This is a genomic window from Streptomyces sp. PH10-H1 (assembly GCF_030063355.1).
In the GTDB taxonomy this organism is placed as follows: Bacteria; Actinomycetota; Actinomycetes; order Streptomycetales; family Streptomycetaceae; genus Actinacidiphila.
Genome location: NZ_JASISZ010000121.1, coordinates 1 through 14,768 on the forward strand (window position 1 = coordinate 1; position 14,768 = coordinate 14,768).

Below are 14,768 nucleotides of genomic sequence, written 5' to 3' on the forward strand. Positions count from 1 at the left end.
GATGAGAAGAAGCTCAGGATCATGGGTGCTGACAGTAGAAACACCACACGGCTCAGTGCAAAGCCCAAACCCCCTGGCCATCAGCCCAGTTAGAGTCAATCGCCACACGCAAACTAAGCAGAGACAATGTGGCGCAGGCAGTGCAGGTCCAGATCCTCGTCCAGGCCCGCGTCCTGGCGGGCCGTCACGAACGCCTCGTTGATCGACCGGGGGGCCAGACGGCCCACCCGCTCGGTCACCCACAGCGCGGGATGTACCTCCGGGCAGAGCCGCGGGCGCACCTCCTGCACCCACTCGCCGAGCTCATCGACCACCCAGTCCATCTCCGGGACCAGCAGCACCGTCCGCCGTTTCGGCGGCGCCCCCTTGGAGGACTTGCCGTAGCGCACCGTCATGCTGCCGAACCGCCCGAACTGCGGCGCTTTTCGGTGCCGCCGCAGGTCCACCAGGTCCACCTTCGAGGACTCGGTGCGCCGGGTTCCGTAGGCGTAGATCGTCTTGATCACCGCGGCGTCGCGCAGTGCGGTCAAGGCGCCCTTGCGGCCCTGCCCGCGGATCTTTCGCGGTCGGGCGTCGGCCGCGTCAAACAGCGCTTGCACCTCGTCATACGTCAGCGGCCGGCGCCGGGGGTCGCCCTCGTACTCCGCGGAGTGCAGGACGGAGTTACCCTCGTGGAAGACCGTCCGCGGCGCCAGGCCGAACCGCTCCTGGCAGGTGGCGACCCACTCGTATCGGGCATCGAGCAGGTACTCCACGAACAGGGCGAGCGCCGTCTCGTACGTTCGGGCGGTGGACAGCTGGATGGGCTTGGACCCACTGCGCAGGTGCGTGATGAAGGCTTCGCCGTCGGCCGGAGTCCATTGCCACGGGTACAGCCCCGTGAACTCCTCGAACCGCCGCAGCAGGCTCAGTCGGGCCTGGATTGTCGAAGTCTGGATGAATCGGGCGGACTGCTGGCGGGCCCACCCCTCTCGCATGGCGGCGAAGACCGCGGGCTCCGGGTCCAGATGGACAACGTTCGGCGCGAGCAAAAGACGCACCGAACCCGGTGCCTCAAGGACCATGCTGGATGTTGTATCAAACGCATCATTGTTGCGTCTAGCTGTCCGGGGAAGGGTTGCGCTGGCCGCACGCCCGGGCTGTCGATTCGAGCATCACGACGACCAGCGGAAACGGCCCATTCGAAGGGCTACGAGCTGTTGCATCCATTGCTATTCATCCCACTTTTGACCTTCAGCCAGCCACGCTTGCCGCCCTCATACCGTCCCCGCAGCGGCTTGGCGATGCACCCCTCGATTCCTACGGCGGCCCACTGCTCCATCCACTGTTCGGCTTGGTCGCGGTCGCGGGTCATCGGACACAGGGTCCAGGGCGGACCGAGCGCGAGGTCAGCGAACAGCTGCTCCAGGTGCTGGCGGCGCATCTCGTAGGGCAGCGCTCGGATGTCCTCGCCCAGGCGCAGGACGTCGAACTGGTCGTGCGGAAGGTCGCGGTCCGCAGCGTCAGCGATATCGGCGAAGGCGGTGGTGAGGTCGGTGCCGTGGCGAGAGAGCACCCGAGGCGGCAGCCCCGGCGATCGGACGAGGAAAGCGCGGAACCCATCCCACTTGGCCTCGTACGCGAATGCGCCCGCCGGCAGGGCATCAACGGATCGCGCCAGCATGGCCTGGGGAACCTGTAGCACCATGTCAGCTTGTCTACACGGGCCCGTCGCGGGCCGCAGGACGGCGCGCTTTGTCCGGCAGGCGCCTGACCCGGCTGGCCCCGGCGTCCCCACGCGATCCGGGGTCCCCCGCACGAGTGAGCAGAATCCTTCATCCGTGAGACAGACCCTGGCCCTGGGCGCATCCTGATCTTGTCGAACCCGGGCGGCATCACACGATCCGCGCATGTACCTCTGGAGATGGTGTGCGTGCCCCAGCAAGCTCCCCTGGACGCCCCTGATGTGGTTGAGGGTGTGGTGGACCACCTGCTGTACGTGGGCTTCGACGAGCGCACCGTTCTGCGGCTGGCCGCCACCTCGGGCGCCGAGGAGACCATCACCGCACACGGCACAGCGCTCTTCGGTGTCCAACCCGGGGAAAGCTTGCGGTTGCAGGGGTCGTGGAATCACCATCCCCGGCACGGGCGGCAGTTCAGGGTCGAGCAGTGCGATCGCACCATGCCGGCCGGGGAAAGGGCAATCCGCCTCTACCTCGCCTCCGGCATGATCCGCGGAATCGGGCCGGTCCTGGCGTCCGCGATCGTCGACGCCTTCGGCGAGCAGACCCTGAAGGTCATCGACGCCGAAGCGGTTCGGCTGCTGGAGGTGCACGGGATCGGGCAGGTCCGGCTGGGCCGTATCCGCGCGGCGTGGCAGGAGCAGAAGGCGATCGCCGAGATCATGGTGTTCCTCCAGGGGCTGCAGGTCTCGCCGGCGCTCGCCGTGAAGATCTACACCGCCTACCAGGACACCGACGACGATCCAATGCTCATCGTCCGCCGCACTCCCTACCGGTTGTGCCGGGACGTCTACGGCGTGGGCTTCCGCAACGCCGACCGGATCGCCCTTGCTGTCGGTATCGCCAAGCACAGTGAGCAGCGCCTGCAGGCGGCCCTGATCCATGAACTGGACGAGGCGGGCTTGGGCGGCCACTGTCATCTAACGACGCGGGTTCTGATCGCCCGCACCCGCGCGCTGCTGTCAGACGACGACCCGCAGACCGCGCAGCTGCTCGAGGACACGGTGCTGCGCCACGCCCTGCAGGCGGTGTGCGCTCAAGGCGACATCGTGATCGAGACACTGCCGCTGCCCGCGGGGGACGGCACCGTCACCGAGACACAGATCGCCATGAGACCGCGCCAGCACCGCGACGAGACGCAACTCGCCTTCCATGTCCGGCGGCTTCTCGCCTTCCCTTCGTCCCTGGCCGGCCTCGCCCCCTGGGGAGAGCATCTGGCTGAGCTGCGCGGCACGGACACGGCCGGCCTGACGGAGGAGCAGCACCAAGCGGTCCTCACGGCCCTGACCCACCCCGTGTCCGTCCTGACGGGCGGGCCGGGCTGCGGTAAGACTCATACCCTGCGGACTCTGGTCGACCTCGTGGACGCGGCCGGCGCGGTGGTCGCCCTGGCCGCACCCACCGGGAAGGCCGCCAAACGCTTGCAGGAGACCTGCGGGCAGAACGCGATGACAGTGCACCGGCTCATCCGGCCACCCGACGGCGACTCCCTGTTCGACCACGCGAGCATCCTGGAGAGCGCCGACCTGGTCGTCGTCGACGAAGCGTCCATGCTCGACCTGTCGCTTGCTCGCAGGCTGGCGGTGGCCCTCCGCAATGGCTGCCACCTGCTGCTCGTCGGCGATATCAACCAGCTGCCCAGTGTCGGGCCCGGCCGCGTCCTGCGAGACCTGCTCGACGTCGAGGACATCCCGCGCACCCGGCTCACCAAGGTCTTCCGCCAGCACGATGACAGCGCCACTATCGTTCTCAACGCACACCGGATCTTGCACGGCGAGCTTCCCCGAGATGATTCCAAGGCGTTCTGGAACCGGCCCGTGGCCTCCGCCGAGGAGATCGCCCAACAGGTGGTGGACCTGGTCGCCGACAAGATGCCGCAGCACTTCACCATCAGCCCCCAGGACGTCCAGGTCCTGTGCCCAGGCAAGAAGAACGTCGCCGGCATGACCGACCTCAACTTGCGCCTGCAGGAGCGCCTCAACCCGCCCACCCCCGACAAGCCCCAGCATTACCACGGCGGGACTGCTTTCCGCCTCGGCGACCGCGTCCAGCAGGTCCGCAACAACGGCCACCGCGGCGAGAGCGGCGTCTTCAACGGAACCAGCGGCATCATCACCGCCGTCGAGTCCGACACCCACCACCTCACCGTCACCTTCGACGACGGGGAACATGCCGTCTACCCCTTCGCGGACCTGGACGAGCTGGTCCACGCTTACGCGCTGACCGTCCACCGCTCGCAGGGCAGCGAATACCCCTTCGTCATCGTTCCCATGGTCAGCGCGGCCGGGATGATGCTCCTGCAGCGCAACCTCCTCTACACCGCAGTCACCCGCGCCCGCCGGGGTGTGATGCTCATCGGCCAGAGCGACGCCGTGGAACGCGCTGTCGCCAACAACCACACCCAGCGCCGCAACACCGCCCTCACTCACCGCATCACCCATGCCCCCATCTCTGTTCCCGCCCCACGGGACCAGGCCGCCGGCGGGCAACTCGCCTGGGACTGAGCGTCATGCGTTACCTCGCGGGCCCGGCCCGTCGGAGAACACGGGGCCTGACCGGACCCGGATGCTGGCTGTAGAGGGAAGCAGATGCGCAGCTTCAGCAGGGACCCGCTGACCAGTACCAACCCCGATCCTCGCCTTCCGCAGTCTGCGAGTTCATCGTGCCGAACTGACCATTCGGCGATAGGCGTATCGCCGACGGTGGGCCGTCATGGGTCGCGAGCTTGGAAGATGCGCCGACGCCCGAGCGTTTCGCAAGAGGTGCTCCAGGGACAATCGGGCAGGTACGGGCGCCATGATTGTTGCGCATGCCAGCCGACCATAGTTCATACTTGACCTATGGAACGTTTCGTGGTGCGATAGGTCCATGACGAGCACTGCAATTCGTATGACGCGCCCGATGGTTGAGGTGCTGCGCCTGCTGCTTCCGGCCCCGCTGGATGAACCTCTGTGGGCGGCGAGGATCGGTGAGGAGGCCGACCTCGGCAAGAGCACGGTCTCGCAGATCCTGGCCAAGCTCGTCGAGGTGGAGTGGGTCATCACCAGCCAGGAGGAGAAGGGCTCACACCCTGGCCGACCGCCGCGTACCTTCTATGCCCTGACCGACACCGGCCGTCGAGAGGCGCACTTGGCCCTGACGGCACGCAGCCTGAAGCTGCAGGTTGAACGGGGAGGCACAGCGAAAACGTCCACGAAGGTGCTCGGCGAGGCAACGGACCGGGACCTCGGCGAGCCCCTTGCCCATCCTGGCGCAAGGGAGACCCTGGGCGACTACAGCATCGTCTTGATCGACTCTCCCGGGTTCGGTGGCAGCTTGCCCGCCGCACCGGAGCAGATCCGCGTTATTGGTCCGGACCTGCTGAAGCTGCCGCGCCCCGGCCAGGACCGGCAGCCCCAGTGACCGACCGACCGGCACCGTGCACGGTCCTGTGTGCGGTGCCCGTGGGTCGGCGAGGCTGAGACGAGATAAAGGGCGGCAACCGCGGTGGAGAAGTACGTACTGCCAGGCGAGCAAGAGTTGATGCAGCATATGCGGACCGCATCCGACGAGCCCCTCCTCGAAGGATTCCGGACGGCAGTGGCTTCACGGCTCGCCGGCCGGACACTTGTCGGCATGGGGGTGACCAACACGCTCGCGCTCGTGTTCGCCGAGCAGATGGCCCCTTACGCCGCTCCGGTCAGGGCAGTGGTGGGCGTGCAGGCGCGCCTCATGCTAGAGGCATGCCTGGAGAGCGCCCCCGAAAGGGTCCGCAGCGATGCCCTGGACCACTTCAAGCCGCTGGGGCCCCTCGATGGTTGAAAACTCCAGGTGGAGAGCAGGTCGCCTCCAGCGGACTGGCCGGTCCGGACATCATCGCCCCTGTAAAGAAGGGTTGTCTAGGTGGCCTCTTGCGGCCCCGGGGGAACGGGTTCGGCTTTCCCCCACCCCAGGAACGGTCTGGAGTGGCCCCACCCGCCCGCTTAGGTTGCGGTTGCGCACCTCCACCGCGTCGGTGAGGTCCTTGAGCAGCTGCGTCCAGTCCATGCCCGGCACAACGCCGGCACCGGGGCGAGGGTGACGGGCGGTGATGATCCAGCTCCGGCCTCCCAGCTCGCCTCAAAGGAACGCGTCCACCAGGCAGAACGGGGGGGTCAACCTCCCAGACATCCCAGACATTCAACGCACACCGCCTTCCGGCTCCAAGGTGCGTCACAGGCCGTCTGGGAGCCTGGGAGGTTGCTCCGCGTGACCTCCCAGACCGCGCCGTGCCCTTCCCAACGCACGACGACCACCTTCTGCTCCTGGCCGTCGCTCACGCCGGGCCTCCTTCGGTGGCGGCCGGGACGCGGGCGAGGAAGTCGGCGAGCTGGGCAGCGGCGGCCGGGCCGGCCTGGGCGAGCCGGGCCGCGAACGCCAGCTGGTCGACGCCGACGCCCGGGACCAGGCGGGCGATGACGGTGAGCAGCGCGGCGTGGGCGAGCACTGGCGCGGGCAGAAGGCCGGCCGCGTCCTGGCGGGCGCCCGGGACGCGGTAGTGCCCGAGGTGCGCGGCCAGGGCGTACGCGAACCAGGCGTCAACGTCGCCCTGGACGTAGGAGCCGGCGCGGCGGGTGAGTTCGTCGCGGACGGCTTCGTCCCCGTGGCGGGGCCCGCGGTCACCCGGTTGTGGCGGATGCGCGCTCCGCCAGGGCCTGGAAATGCTCCACCGCGCGTTGGGCCACGGCGTCGACGCATGGCACGAACACGGCGGGGTCGGCGTGATCGACGACGGGGAGTCGGACCGGATAGCGGCCCTCGGAGTAGGAGGGCTTGTCGAAGATCCACACAGGGAACAGGTTCCTGGCGAACAGGTCGATATCCTCCACTCTCCACTCCTCGACGCTTCCATAGCCGCCGCGGAGGTTCGTGGTCTCGTACGCGAGGCCGTAACAGCCGCGCCCGTCCACGGTGAACAGCCGAAAGCGCGGCTGGTGCGAGCGGTAGTGCCAGTCGACCGATTCCCCGGGAAACAACGGCCTGTCCGGGGGTATCTGCGGCCGGATGATGCCGGGCAGGGGCGCCCAGTCGAATTCGATCCACCAACCGTCGAGCGTTTTTTCGGTGGGTCTGTCCTGGATGGCGGCGATGCCGATGCCGGGCCTGCCCGCCGCCTCCAGTGCCACCGCTGCGGCGCTGACGGCCTCGACCACCCTTTGTGTGGCGTCCGCGCGCGCCCGCTCGTTGCGGACCGAAGCGCGAACACCCGCCCACCACACGGCCACATCGCCCACCGTCGCGTGAACGTCGGCGGGCCAACTCGTCGGGTCCTCCCCCCTTTCCGCCAGGCGACGGGGGCTGAGCCCCCCGAGCAGGGGCCGGTCGGCCAGCGCCTGCCGCGCGTCCCACTCCCCGAGCCGTGCGCTGTGCTCCAGCCACTGGCGCTCACGTTCCTGCTGTTTCTGAGCGGCTTGCTCGCGTGTGCGGCGCTGGCGGGCCTCCGCCTCCGCGAGACGCGCCTCGACAGCTTCCCGAACCGGCCGGTAAGCCGAGATCGCAGGCCTAATCCGGGTCCGGAAGGACACCGCCGCATCGTCGAGTCTCGCGTCCGCCCACCGACGCCCCACCCGCCGTCGGCGCCATCGCACGGCCCGCCGCTCCAAGGGGATCAGTTCGGCCACCGCCGCGGCGAGCTCGCCCGCGCAGATGTTCGCAGCGGCGGTCCAGTCAACCCTCTCCTCGGCCGTGGCCAGCAGGTCCAGCCTGTCCGCCCGCAGATACTGATAGCCGCCGAGCGCTCGCTTGGCGTCGGGATCGATCACCTCGGAGAACCAGTACAGCGTGACGAGGTCGTCCTCGACAACCGAGGACATCCTCCACGTGACCCGCAGAGCAATCATCACCCGAGCGTGACAGAAGAACCGGCCCCCAGGCAGAGTTTCCGCAACAGCTTCAAGCCCTTCGAAGCCGCCCTCGACGCCATCGCCGGCGGTCTCCACTCCACGACACTCGTCGACCACCACCGGCGCTGCCAGGCTCTCGGCACGTGCACGCACACCCATCCCGCAGATCGGCAGCGGATGGTCGACCGACTCCCGATCCGGCACGGGGACCGCGCCCTCACGGACGACCGCAAACGCTCGGCCGTCACCCGTCGCGTGATGCTGGAGGTATGGGCCGGGCACAGTTCTGCGCGTTGTGTGGGGCTCGGCTACCGAAGAACGCGGCGGTCGGGCGCCGGTACTGCGACGCTGCCTGCCGGGCCCAGGCGTACCGGGAGCGCAGGGCGGCGGAGCGAATGTTCAGCCTTGCAGTGCTCCTGGGGGAAGCCCTGGAGACCGGGGACCGGGCGATGATTCGGGCGCTGACCTGTCCTGTCTGCGGAATGGCCACCTTCGCGGGTGCGGGACACCGCCGGGACAACCAGGTTCTGTTCGAACCGGTGCCGTAGCCGCGCATGGCGGGCCCGGGCAGCCCATTCCGTCTCCACGTAGAGCCGTCACCCGGCCGGAATTCGGAGAGGCCCAGTGACGGCTTTACGTGCTGCACCGAGGGTGGGGCCAGTCGAACCCGTTCCGGTGGGCCCGGAACAGCCCGTCGCAGACAAAGGGTCGACCACACGCCTTTCGATGCGGGAGGCCTCGACGTTGCTGAGGATGGAGGCGTCGGTCATGACGCGGAGTGGTGCAGGTGATGGAGCTGCGACGCCTGCTCCCACCACATGGCCCGCATCTCGCCGTCTTCGGCGGCCTGCCGGCACTGACCGCGGTGCTCGCCCATACCGCCGACCAGTGGGGCCAGCAGGTGCGGGACGGACACCTGCAGGAGCTCAACATAGTCATGTCCTCCGAGAACGATCACGTCGGCGTCGGCCAATCCCAGGCTCGCCGTGTGGTGGGCCAGGGACTGCGCGGTCACGGCGCGCTCGTCACCCACCCGGACGTCGTACGGACGCAGGAAGCGATTGAGCGGGACCAGGCCGTGAGCGGCGGAGCAGATTCGGATCAGGGACTGATCGGTGAGCTCGTCGGCCGCCCGGCGCAGGGACCGGTGGTACTGCCCGGTGTAAAGCTCGCCGGCGGGGTAGCCGGCCTGCAGATTCCCGTACTCGTTCAAGCCCGGGTCCGGCTGTTTTTCCTGACCGCACGCGATGATCACGACCTGGCGGCGCCGTACGTCGATCCCGCCCCGCTGGCGGGCGTATGCCCGGCCCCTGGGGTTGAGGTACAGCGAGCGATCCGTGGTGTCCCAGGTGGCCGGTTCGCGGTCCCATGACTCGGGGCGGATGTCGCCGTACCCGGCCCGGTGAACGCCGGTCAAGGTCGACCTGCGGAACCATGTATCCCCGTCCCAGTACGCCTGGTCGACGCGGCCCGGGACGAGCTGGTCGGGCCGGCGAGCGGCGGATACGACGGCTTCGTGCTGCTTGGCGGGGAGCTTGGGATGGATTTCGGTGAGACCGGCATGACGCTCGGGTGCATGCGGGTGTTCGGCCTGCCAGGCCAGCAGTGCCTCCCGGCCGGCGTCCGTCATGGTGCGGCCCTGGCGGGTCAGGCGCACCAGGCCGTCGCTTTCGAGGCGGGCCATGGCGGCCGGGTGGCCGGTGACGACGCCGTCGGCGTTGGTGGCAAGGATCTGGGCGCCGGTCGGGCTGAGGTTGGTCAAGACGGCTCCTTTCGCGGGGCGGGGTGTACTCGGGGTGCTGCGGGGTGAAGGGGCCCGGTACGGCGGCGGGACCGCCGCCGTACCGGGGAACCGAGGGAGGAGCAGCGACCCTCGGCGGTGTGGGCGTGGAGCCTCGTAGGTTCCGTCAGGTTGCGGAGGCCGACAGGTCGGGCGGCTGCAGCGGCCGCCCGCGCTCGCTGGCCACTGGGACCTGCGAACGCGGGCGGGCCGAGAGCGGATGCGAGGTCAGGAACCAGCTGCCGTGCTGGTGGGCTGCCCGGCCCCGCGCTCCCCGCAGGACGACGCCGTGTCCGGAGTGGTCTCCATAGGCAGTTGCGCCCACCAGATCTTGTTGGAGAGCTTGATCAGCGCGTGGGTGGTGTCCGTGGCGGGGTCCCACAGGGCGTAGAAGCCCTCATCCGTGTAGACGACGCTGACGGCCGCAGACCGGTTCGGCCCCGTGGAGCGGGCGCCGCCCTTGCCGCCATACAGGATGCGGGTGGTGTGGCTGCTGGCCCGAACCCCGGGGACGAAGCGGAGCTCGGTGTTGGACCACGACCCGGCTTCCGGTTCCGGGGTGCGCTCGACGGTGCCTTCGTCGGCGAAGAGGGTGGTCCAAGTGGTGCGCTCGCTCGGATCGGTGCCCTTCGCGCCGACGCACAGCCGCAGTGCCTTGGCCGGGCAGCCGTTGCGCCGTGCGGTGACGATTTCCGGTGCGGCGAGCAAGTAGCCGGCACGGGTGACCTGGTGGCCGCGGGTGTCAGTGCCGGTGGCGGTGACATGCTCACCGGCCGACAGGTCGCCCATCAGCGTGTGGAATTCGGTGGTCAATCGGACGTTCCTTCGTTTGGGGGTCTGGGCGAGTTCGTGCTCAGGGATGTCTTCGAGGATCGTGAGGTGCGGGGCGTGCAGGGTGCCGGTGCAGACGGCGCAGTCACAGCCGTGACAGCAGTACCGGCAGTTCTGCACGTCGCAGAATGGGTCGGGTCCGTGGTAGTGGCTGGGGTCGGGTTCCTCGCAGAACCAGCTGCCGCAGGAGCGGTCTCCCGACTTCGGGAAGACACGGTGCTCGCGAGTCAGCCCATGAGCGAGGGGTTCGCCGGGGCAAGCGACGGCGGAGCGGAGGGCGTCGCCCTCGGTGGGCCAGGCGGCACGGCAGGCCGTGCACTGGTACCGGCCTTCGGGGCGACGGCGTACGGAGTGAGTCACGGAAAGGGCGGCCGCTTCAGGGGTGTCACCGGATGGGCACGGGCAGGTCTTCGGCCGCGCGCGGACCAAGGAGGACGACCAGGGCCTGGGAGGCGCGGCCGTCGGAGTCCGGTGGGGCGCCTGCGGCCACCACCTCGCGTGCCGGCTGCCGGTCCTGCCGCGCGGGCGGCGTGTCGGGGTGGGGCGGGTTGGGTGGGACGGTCACCGATGGGCGGCGGGACAGTTCGCCCGGCAGCTGGAGGGCCAGCTGCCACGCGCCGATCAGGGTGCCAGGACCGGACTCGGCACCCGGCCGCTCAGCAGGTACGTGCTCGCGGGGTGCCTGGTGCGCCGGCCCCGACATCACGAGGAACTCCTCCACGGTGTCGGGCAGGACGGGCACCGCGTCAGCTTGCGGCTCGGGCGCGGCCGGCTGCTGGTCGACGATGGACAGGTCGGTGTGGTCCATCCGGGCCAGCTGCTGTTCGACGTCCTCCTCGGGTACCGCCCACGGATCGATGCCGCCTGTCTCGTGCCACACCTCGCTGGCCACAGCGGCGGCCTGCTCCCACAGGGGCCGGGAGTTGTCCCGGTGGCCGGGGTGCGGCGCTCCCTGGGCGAGGAAGCCCGTCAGGTGGCGCAGCGCTGCGGCGCGGAAGTCCTTGGCCCGGATGCGCAGGGTGGTGGGGTCTTCGTAGTCCAGGTGGCCGGACACCTGCGCGAGGAGGGAGCGGCGCCAGCACCCGAAAGCGCGGGCGGCCCGGGTGGCCAGGCGTTCGATGGAGGTGAGGACGTGGTTGAGGGCGGCCAGGTAGCGGGCCAGGGCACGCGGCGTACCGTGCACCTCCAGGCGCCGGTGGTTCAGCCACCCGTGGCGCTGGCCGTTGCCCCAGTTCTCCTCGTAAATGGACCAGCGGGGGTTGACCTTGTAGGGGGTGCGGGCCTCCACGTCGTGGATACGGGCGAGCTCCCAGGCGAGCCGCTGGTGCTGTTCCGCGCGGGCCTTGGAGGCGGCGGGGAAGGCCAGTTCGACGTCGAACCGGTTCGGGCACTGGAGGTAGGGTCGGGGGATCTCAACGTAGGAGCTTGGCGACATGCGAGCTGTCCCTTCTGAGGATCGTTCAGCGCGGCAGGGTGATGCGGAGGTCTTCGAGGTAGCCGGGCACGGCCTCGTGGGCGATCTCCGTCAGGAGTTCCTCGATCTCGGTGCCGTCCAGGTCGGTCGTGTACGGCTGCTGGGTGCCGCCGTAGTGCAGGATCAGCTCGTTGAGCGACCACGGCTGGGGACCGATCGTCGTGTAAGGAAAGGTCACCGCGTGCGGGGGAGTCGGAACGGACTTCTGGTCCTGGAGGTGCAGAGCGATGTCCTCGCGCAGGCGCTCCCACAGCACATTCGGAACCGAGTAGAGGCCAGGCTGCCGGTCCTCAAGGGGGCGCCCGTGCTGGTTGTGGCCGCAGCCGTGGCACAGCTCTTCGCCGCGCGGGTTGTGCTCTGTGCAGGCCGGGTTGCGGCACATCCACACGATTCCGTATGCGCAAGCGGCCTTCAGGATGACGGTGCGGCCGGCGGCATCGGTTCGATCGAGGAGGCCTTGGAGCATCTGCTGTTCGCTGGTGGGCATGAAGTCCTTTCAGGGGAAGGGGCCTTGTGGCGTGCTGCAGGCCGGCGGCTGCTGCAGGCCGGCAGAGTGCTGCGGATATGGGTTCGTGATGCCGGCGGGGGCCGGTACGGCCCCCGCCACGCGGCATGCGCGGGGGAGAGCTAATCTCCGCGCGATGCTTAAATCCTACAGAAAGGATCTAGAGCTAGCAATACTTAAGATTCATCGTCTTCGGCGAAGTGCTCCGCTGCCGCGCAGAGCTGGTCGACCTGCGTGCCGCTCAAGAGGTCGTGCGGGTCTCCGCTGGCGCCGTACAGCTCGACCGCCGAGCGAACAGCGCCGTGCACACCCAGCGGGCCCAGCGCCTCCAGAAGGCCGGCGAGAAACTGCGTGCAGGCGCAGGGGCCGCTTGCGCAGCGCCCGCAGCCCTTGCTGGGTGGGAACCCCAGCGCCACCAGCCGCTCCTGCACGGCTTCGTAGAAGTCGCCGCCGCCAGTCGTGGCGAGCAGTTCCTGGACCGCCCCGACGGCGGCGAATGGGTTGGGGACGCGGGAACGGGCGGTCACGGTGTCCGCGCACCGCAGCAGCAGCCGAGCGAGCGCATCTGTTGCTGTGTCAGCCAGCGCGGTGCGGGCGCTCACGCGGCCAGTTCCATCTGGCGTTCAGTCGCGGCGAGCAGCGGCTGGACGAAGGTCCGTGCGACATCGAGCGCAGGCCGACGCCAGACAGGGGAGCGGGTGATGAAGTCCCATACCTGCGGCGTGAGGGGGATAGTCCCACAGCCCTCGTAGTCGGGCACGGTGCCGGGGAGGTAGGCGCCGGTGATGTCGACGTGGGCTCCGTCGGGGCGAACTGCGACGACGTGCTCCAGGCGGCAGCCGCATACGTCGCCAGCGAGGTCCAGCGTGCTGCACACGGCGGCGTCGTAGCAGCAGTCGTCGTCGAGGAGAACGGCTGCCTGCCACCCCGTGGCGTCGCACACGGCACGCGCAAGGGCGTGGCACTGCCCTTGGAGGAAGGCGTTGTAAGCCGCGCCGTCGAGCTGGCCGGTCACGACCGTGTAGCGGGTTCCGTTGCTGCCGGGCACGGTGACCTCGACGCCGTCCGGCAGCGCGTAGTGCGCGGAAAGCAGTTCCATGGCTTCGTCCAGGAAGGCGCGGGCCTCCACGGCCTGCGATCGGTCGCGCCGGGTGTAGGCGCGGCCTTGGCCCTCCTCGACGTCGCCGTCGGTGTCGAGGTAGCGGTCGAGCTGGGCCTTGTGGAGGTCGGACATCAGCCGATAGCGGGTGAAGAGGTCGTGGAGCGGATCGCTGGCGTGAAGGGTGCGGTTCAAGAGGGCCTCTCGGGCAGTGGGGCCCGCCGCGCCGGTTGGGCGCGGCGGATCCCGGGGTTGGTGGGTCGGGGTTAGCGCTCGCGGCGCAGATCGCTGCCGCGGCGGGTGATGTACGAACCCAGGAGCATGGCGGTGCCGTCGCTGAGCAGGAGCGGGTAGCCCTCGGCCTGCCGGGCGCGGACGCGGTTCATCAGGTGGCCCAGCTCGTCGAAGGTCAGGCTCGGCACCAGGGCCTCGGTGGCCAGGTCGTGCGCGGGCTCAAGGGGCTGGCCCTGGTCGAGCCACTCCTTGACCCGGGCGGCGAAGGCGGGGCCCGGTCGCGGCTCGACAGCCTGGGACAAGTCGGCGTTGGGGGCCTTGCTGACCACGAGGGTGTGGGCGGGGTCCATCGTGCCAACAATGTCGAACTGGTACTCCAGGTCGTCCAGGGTCACCGGGGCGAGACCGATGATGCGGCGGGCCTTGTGCCCGTCCTCGGCGCCCTCCACCACGTAGTCGAGCTTGTTGCGCGCCGTGGCCAGGAGATGCCCGGGGTAGCCGAATATGGCCTCCTCCGCACGGCGCACAGCAGGACGCACCTCACGCCAGGCGCTGCTGTTGGCCGCCCCGCGCTGCGCCGCCCGGTCTACCAGCTCGCGCACGCCGCCCGCCCCGTTCCAGTACGGGGACAGGGGTGCGATCACGACGGTGTCGTAGCGCTGGGCCGCACAGTGCGCGAGCGTGGTGACCAACGAATCGGGCGTGAACTGCGACGGCGGAGTGCAGGTGTCGAAGTCGAACCTGTCGGCGTAGATGCTGCAGCGCCCGCGTTGGGCGTCGATCACAGCGACCTTGGTACCGATGGTCGTGGCCATTTCGAGCACGGTGTAGGTCGTGCCTGCACCGGGCGGGCCGTCGAGCAGGATGCGGCCGAACCGCTGCGAGCGGACGGCGCGGGTGAAGGCGTAGCGGTCGGCGACGGGCGCTTCCGGGGGCGTGTGCTCGGTGGGGATGTCGGTCATGGGACTCCGGGACGACGCGGTGATACGGGGGCGCTGGAGGCAACAACGCGTGGGCGGTGAGCCCACGCGGGGATACTTCCAACCCCGTCTAACTCTTAAAGTATACAGCAGAAGTAGACTATTGGACAGGCTTAAGGGCCATCCGAATGGGGTTTGACCTGTGCGTACGTCTCACTCGACTTTCGTCATTCTGATGGGTCGTCGGCTCCTATGCGGCTGTCGAAGACGAGCTCGAGGAGGCCCTGCCCAGGGTCGAGGCATGAACTCCAACATCGGCGGTACACCAGCGCGATGTGCCCGC

15 protein-coding genes are annotated in these 14,768 nt (G+C 69.1%); 4 read left to right on the forward strand and 11 right to left on the reverse strand.

Annotated features, from left to right (window positions below):
* Positions 1-113: 113 nt before the first annotated feature.
* Positions 114-1,064 carry a tyrosine-type recombinase/integrase gene (locus QMK24_RS38585; RefSeq protein WP_283471566.1) on the reverse strand — a complete coding sequence of 317 codons (951 nt, stop codon included), beginning with the start codon at positions 1,062-1,064 and terminating at the stop codon, positions 114-116.
* Positions 1,065-1,189: 125 nt separating this feature from the next.
* Positions 1,190-1,687 carry an ATP-dependent DNA ligase gene (locus QMK24_RS38590; RefSeq protein ID WP_283471567.1) on the reverse strand — a complete coding sequence of 166 codons (498 nt, stop codon included), beginning with the start codon at positions 1,685-1,687 and terminating at the stop codon, positions 1,190-1,192.
* A 225-nt stretch (positions 1,688-1,912) separates the two neighbouring features.
* Here QMK24_RS38590 and recD2 point away from each other — a divergent pair, with 225 nt between their 5' ends.
* From recD2 to QMK24_RS38605, 3 genes are all read left to right on the forward strand, one after another.
* Entirely contained in the window at positions 1,913-4,225 is a 2,313-nt protein-coding gene (gene recD2, locus QMK24_RS38595; protein ID WP_283471568.1) for an SF1B family DNA helicase RecD2, read from the forward strand.
* Positions 4,226-4,589: 364 nt separating this feature from the next.
* A complete protein-coding gene (locus QMK24_RS38600; protein WP_283471569.1) occupies positions 4,590-5,123 on the forward strand; it encodes a helix-turn-helix domain-containing protein in 534 nt (177 codons plus the stop codon).
* An 84-nt stretch (positions 5,124-5,207) separates the two neighbouring features.
* Positions 5,208-5,522: a hypothetical protein gene (locus QMK24_RS38605; protein ID WP_283471570.1), complete on the forward strand. Its 315-nt coding sequence runs from the start codon at positions 5,208-5,210 to the stop codon at positions 5,520-5,522.
* A gap of 493 nt (positions 5,523-6,015) precedes the next feature.
* Here QMK24_RS38605 and QMK24_RS38610 read toward each other — a convergent pair whose 3' ends face one another.
* Positions 6,016-6,186, reverse strand: coding sequence for a hypothetical protein (locus tag QMK24_RS38610; RefSeq protein WP_283471571.1), 171 nt, complete (start codon positions 6,184-6,186; stop codon positions 6,016-6,018).
* Between the two features lie 172 nt (positions 6,187-6,358).
* Positions 6,359-7,786: a hypothetical protein gene (locus tag QMK24_RS38615; RefSeq protein ID WP_283471572.1), complete on the reverse strand. Its 1,428-nt coding sequence runs from the start codon at positions 7,784-7,786 to the stop codon at positions 6,359-6,361.
* A gap of 191 nt (positions 7,787-7,977) precedes the next feature.
* Here QMK24_RS38615 and QMK24_RS38620 point away from each other — a divergent pair, with 191 nt between their 5' ends.
* Positions 7,978-8,130, forward strand: coding sequence for a hypothetical protein (locus tag QMK24_RS38620; RefSeq protein WP_283471573.1), 153 nt, complete (start codon positions 7,978-7,980; stop codon positions 8,128-8,130).
* A gap of 218 nt (positions 8,131-8,348) precedes the next feature.
* On the opposite strand, the gene QMK24_RS38625 is transcribed toward QMK24_RS38620, so the two are convergent.
* The 7 genes from QMK24_RS38625 to QMK24_RS38655 all read right to left on the reverse strand — a co-directional run bounded on the left by QMK24_RS38625 (position 8,349) and on the right by QMK24_RS38655 (position 14,467).
* On the reverse strand, positions 8,349-9,344 hold the full coding sequence (locus tag QMK24_RS38625; RefSeq protein ID WP_283471574.1) for a DUF6884 domain-containing protein: 996 nt from the start codon (positions 9,342-9,344) through the stop codon (positions 8,349-8,351).
* 246 nt (positions 9,345-9,590) lie between these two features.
* Entirely contained in the window at positions 9,591-10,553 is a 963-nt protein-coding gene (locus QMK24_RS38630) for a hypothetical protein (RefSeq protein WP_283471575.1), read from the reverse strand.
* 25 nt (positions 10,554-10,578) lie between these two features.
* On the reverse strand, positions 10,579-11,628 hold the full coding sequence (locus QMK24_RS38635) for a hypothetical protein (protein ID WP_283471576.1): 1,050 nt from the start codon (positions 11,626-11,628) through the stop codon (positions 10,579-10,581).
* Between the two features lie 25 nt (positions 11,629-11,653).
* A complete protein-coding gene (locus QMK24_RS38640) occupies positions 11,654-12,154 on the reverse strand; it encodes a hypothetical protein (protein WP_283471577.1) in 501 nt (166 codons plus the stop codon).
* A gap of 194 nt (positions 12,155-12,348) precedes the next feature.
* Positions 12,349-12,774, reverse strand: a complete 426-nt coding sequence (locus QMK24_RS38645) for a hypothetical protein (RefSeq protein WP_283471578.1) — start codon at positions 12,772-12,774, stop codon at positions 12,349-12,351.
* A complete protein-coding gene (locus QMK24_RS38650; protein ID WP_283471579.1) occupies positions 12,771-13,466 on the reverse strand; it encodes a hypothetical protein in 696 nt (231 codons plus the stop codon). Before QMK24_RS38650 ends, QMK24_RS38645 begins: the two co-directional genes overlap by 4 nt.
* 71 nt (positions 13,467-13,537) lie before the next feature.
* Positions 13,538-14,467, reverse strand: coding sequence for an AAA family ATPase (locus QMK24_RS38655; protein WP_283471580.1), 930 nt, complete (start codon positions 14,465-14,467; stop codon positions 13,538-13,540).
* Positions 14,468-14,768 lie beyond the last annotated feature (301 nt).

What these genes read in the sequence shown, in the direction of transcription:
- QMK24_RS38635 (WP_283471576.1), bottom strand. Translation starts at nt 11,628, where the DNA reads ATGTCGCCAAGCTCCTACGTTGAGATCCCCCGACCCTACCTCCAGTGC.
- QMK24_RS38655 (WP_283471580.1), bottom strand. Translation starts at nt 14,467, where the DNA reads ATGACCGACATCCCCACCGAGCACACGCCCCCGGAAGCGCCCGTCGCC.
- QMK24_RS38600 (WP_283471569.1), top strand. Translation starts at nt 4,590, where the DNA reads ATGACGAGCACTGCAATTCGTATGACGCGCCCGATGGTTGAGGTGCTG.
- QMK24_RS38640 (WP_283471577.1), bottom strand. Translation starts at nt 12,154, where the DNA reads ATGCCCACCAGCGAACAGCAGATGCTCCAAGGCCTCCTCGATCGAACC.
- QMK24_RS38590 (WP_283471567.1), bottom strand. Translation starts at nt 1,687, where the DNA reads ATGGTGCTACAGGTTCCCCAGGCCATGCTGGCGCGATCCGTTGATGCC.
- QMK24_RS38620 (WP_283471573.1), top strand. Translation starts at nt 7,978, where the DNA reads ATGTTCAGCCTTGCAGTGCTCCTGGGGGAAGCCCTGGAGACCGGGGAC.
- QMK24_RS38585 (WP_283471566.1), bottom strand. Translation starts at nt 1,064, where the DNA reads ATGGTCCTTGAGGCACCGGGTTCGGTGCGTCTTTTGCTCGCGCCGAAC.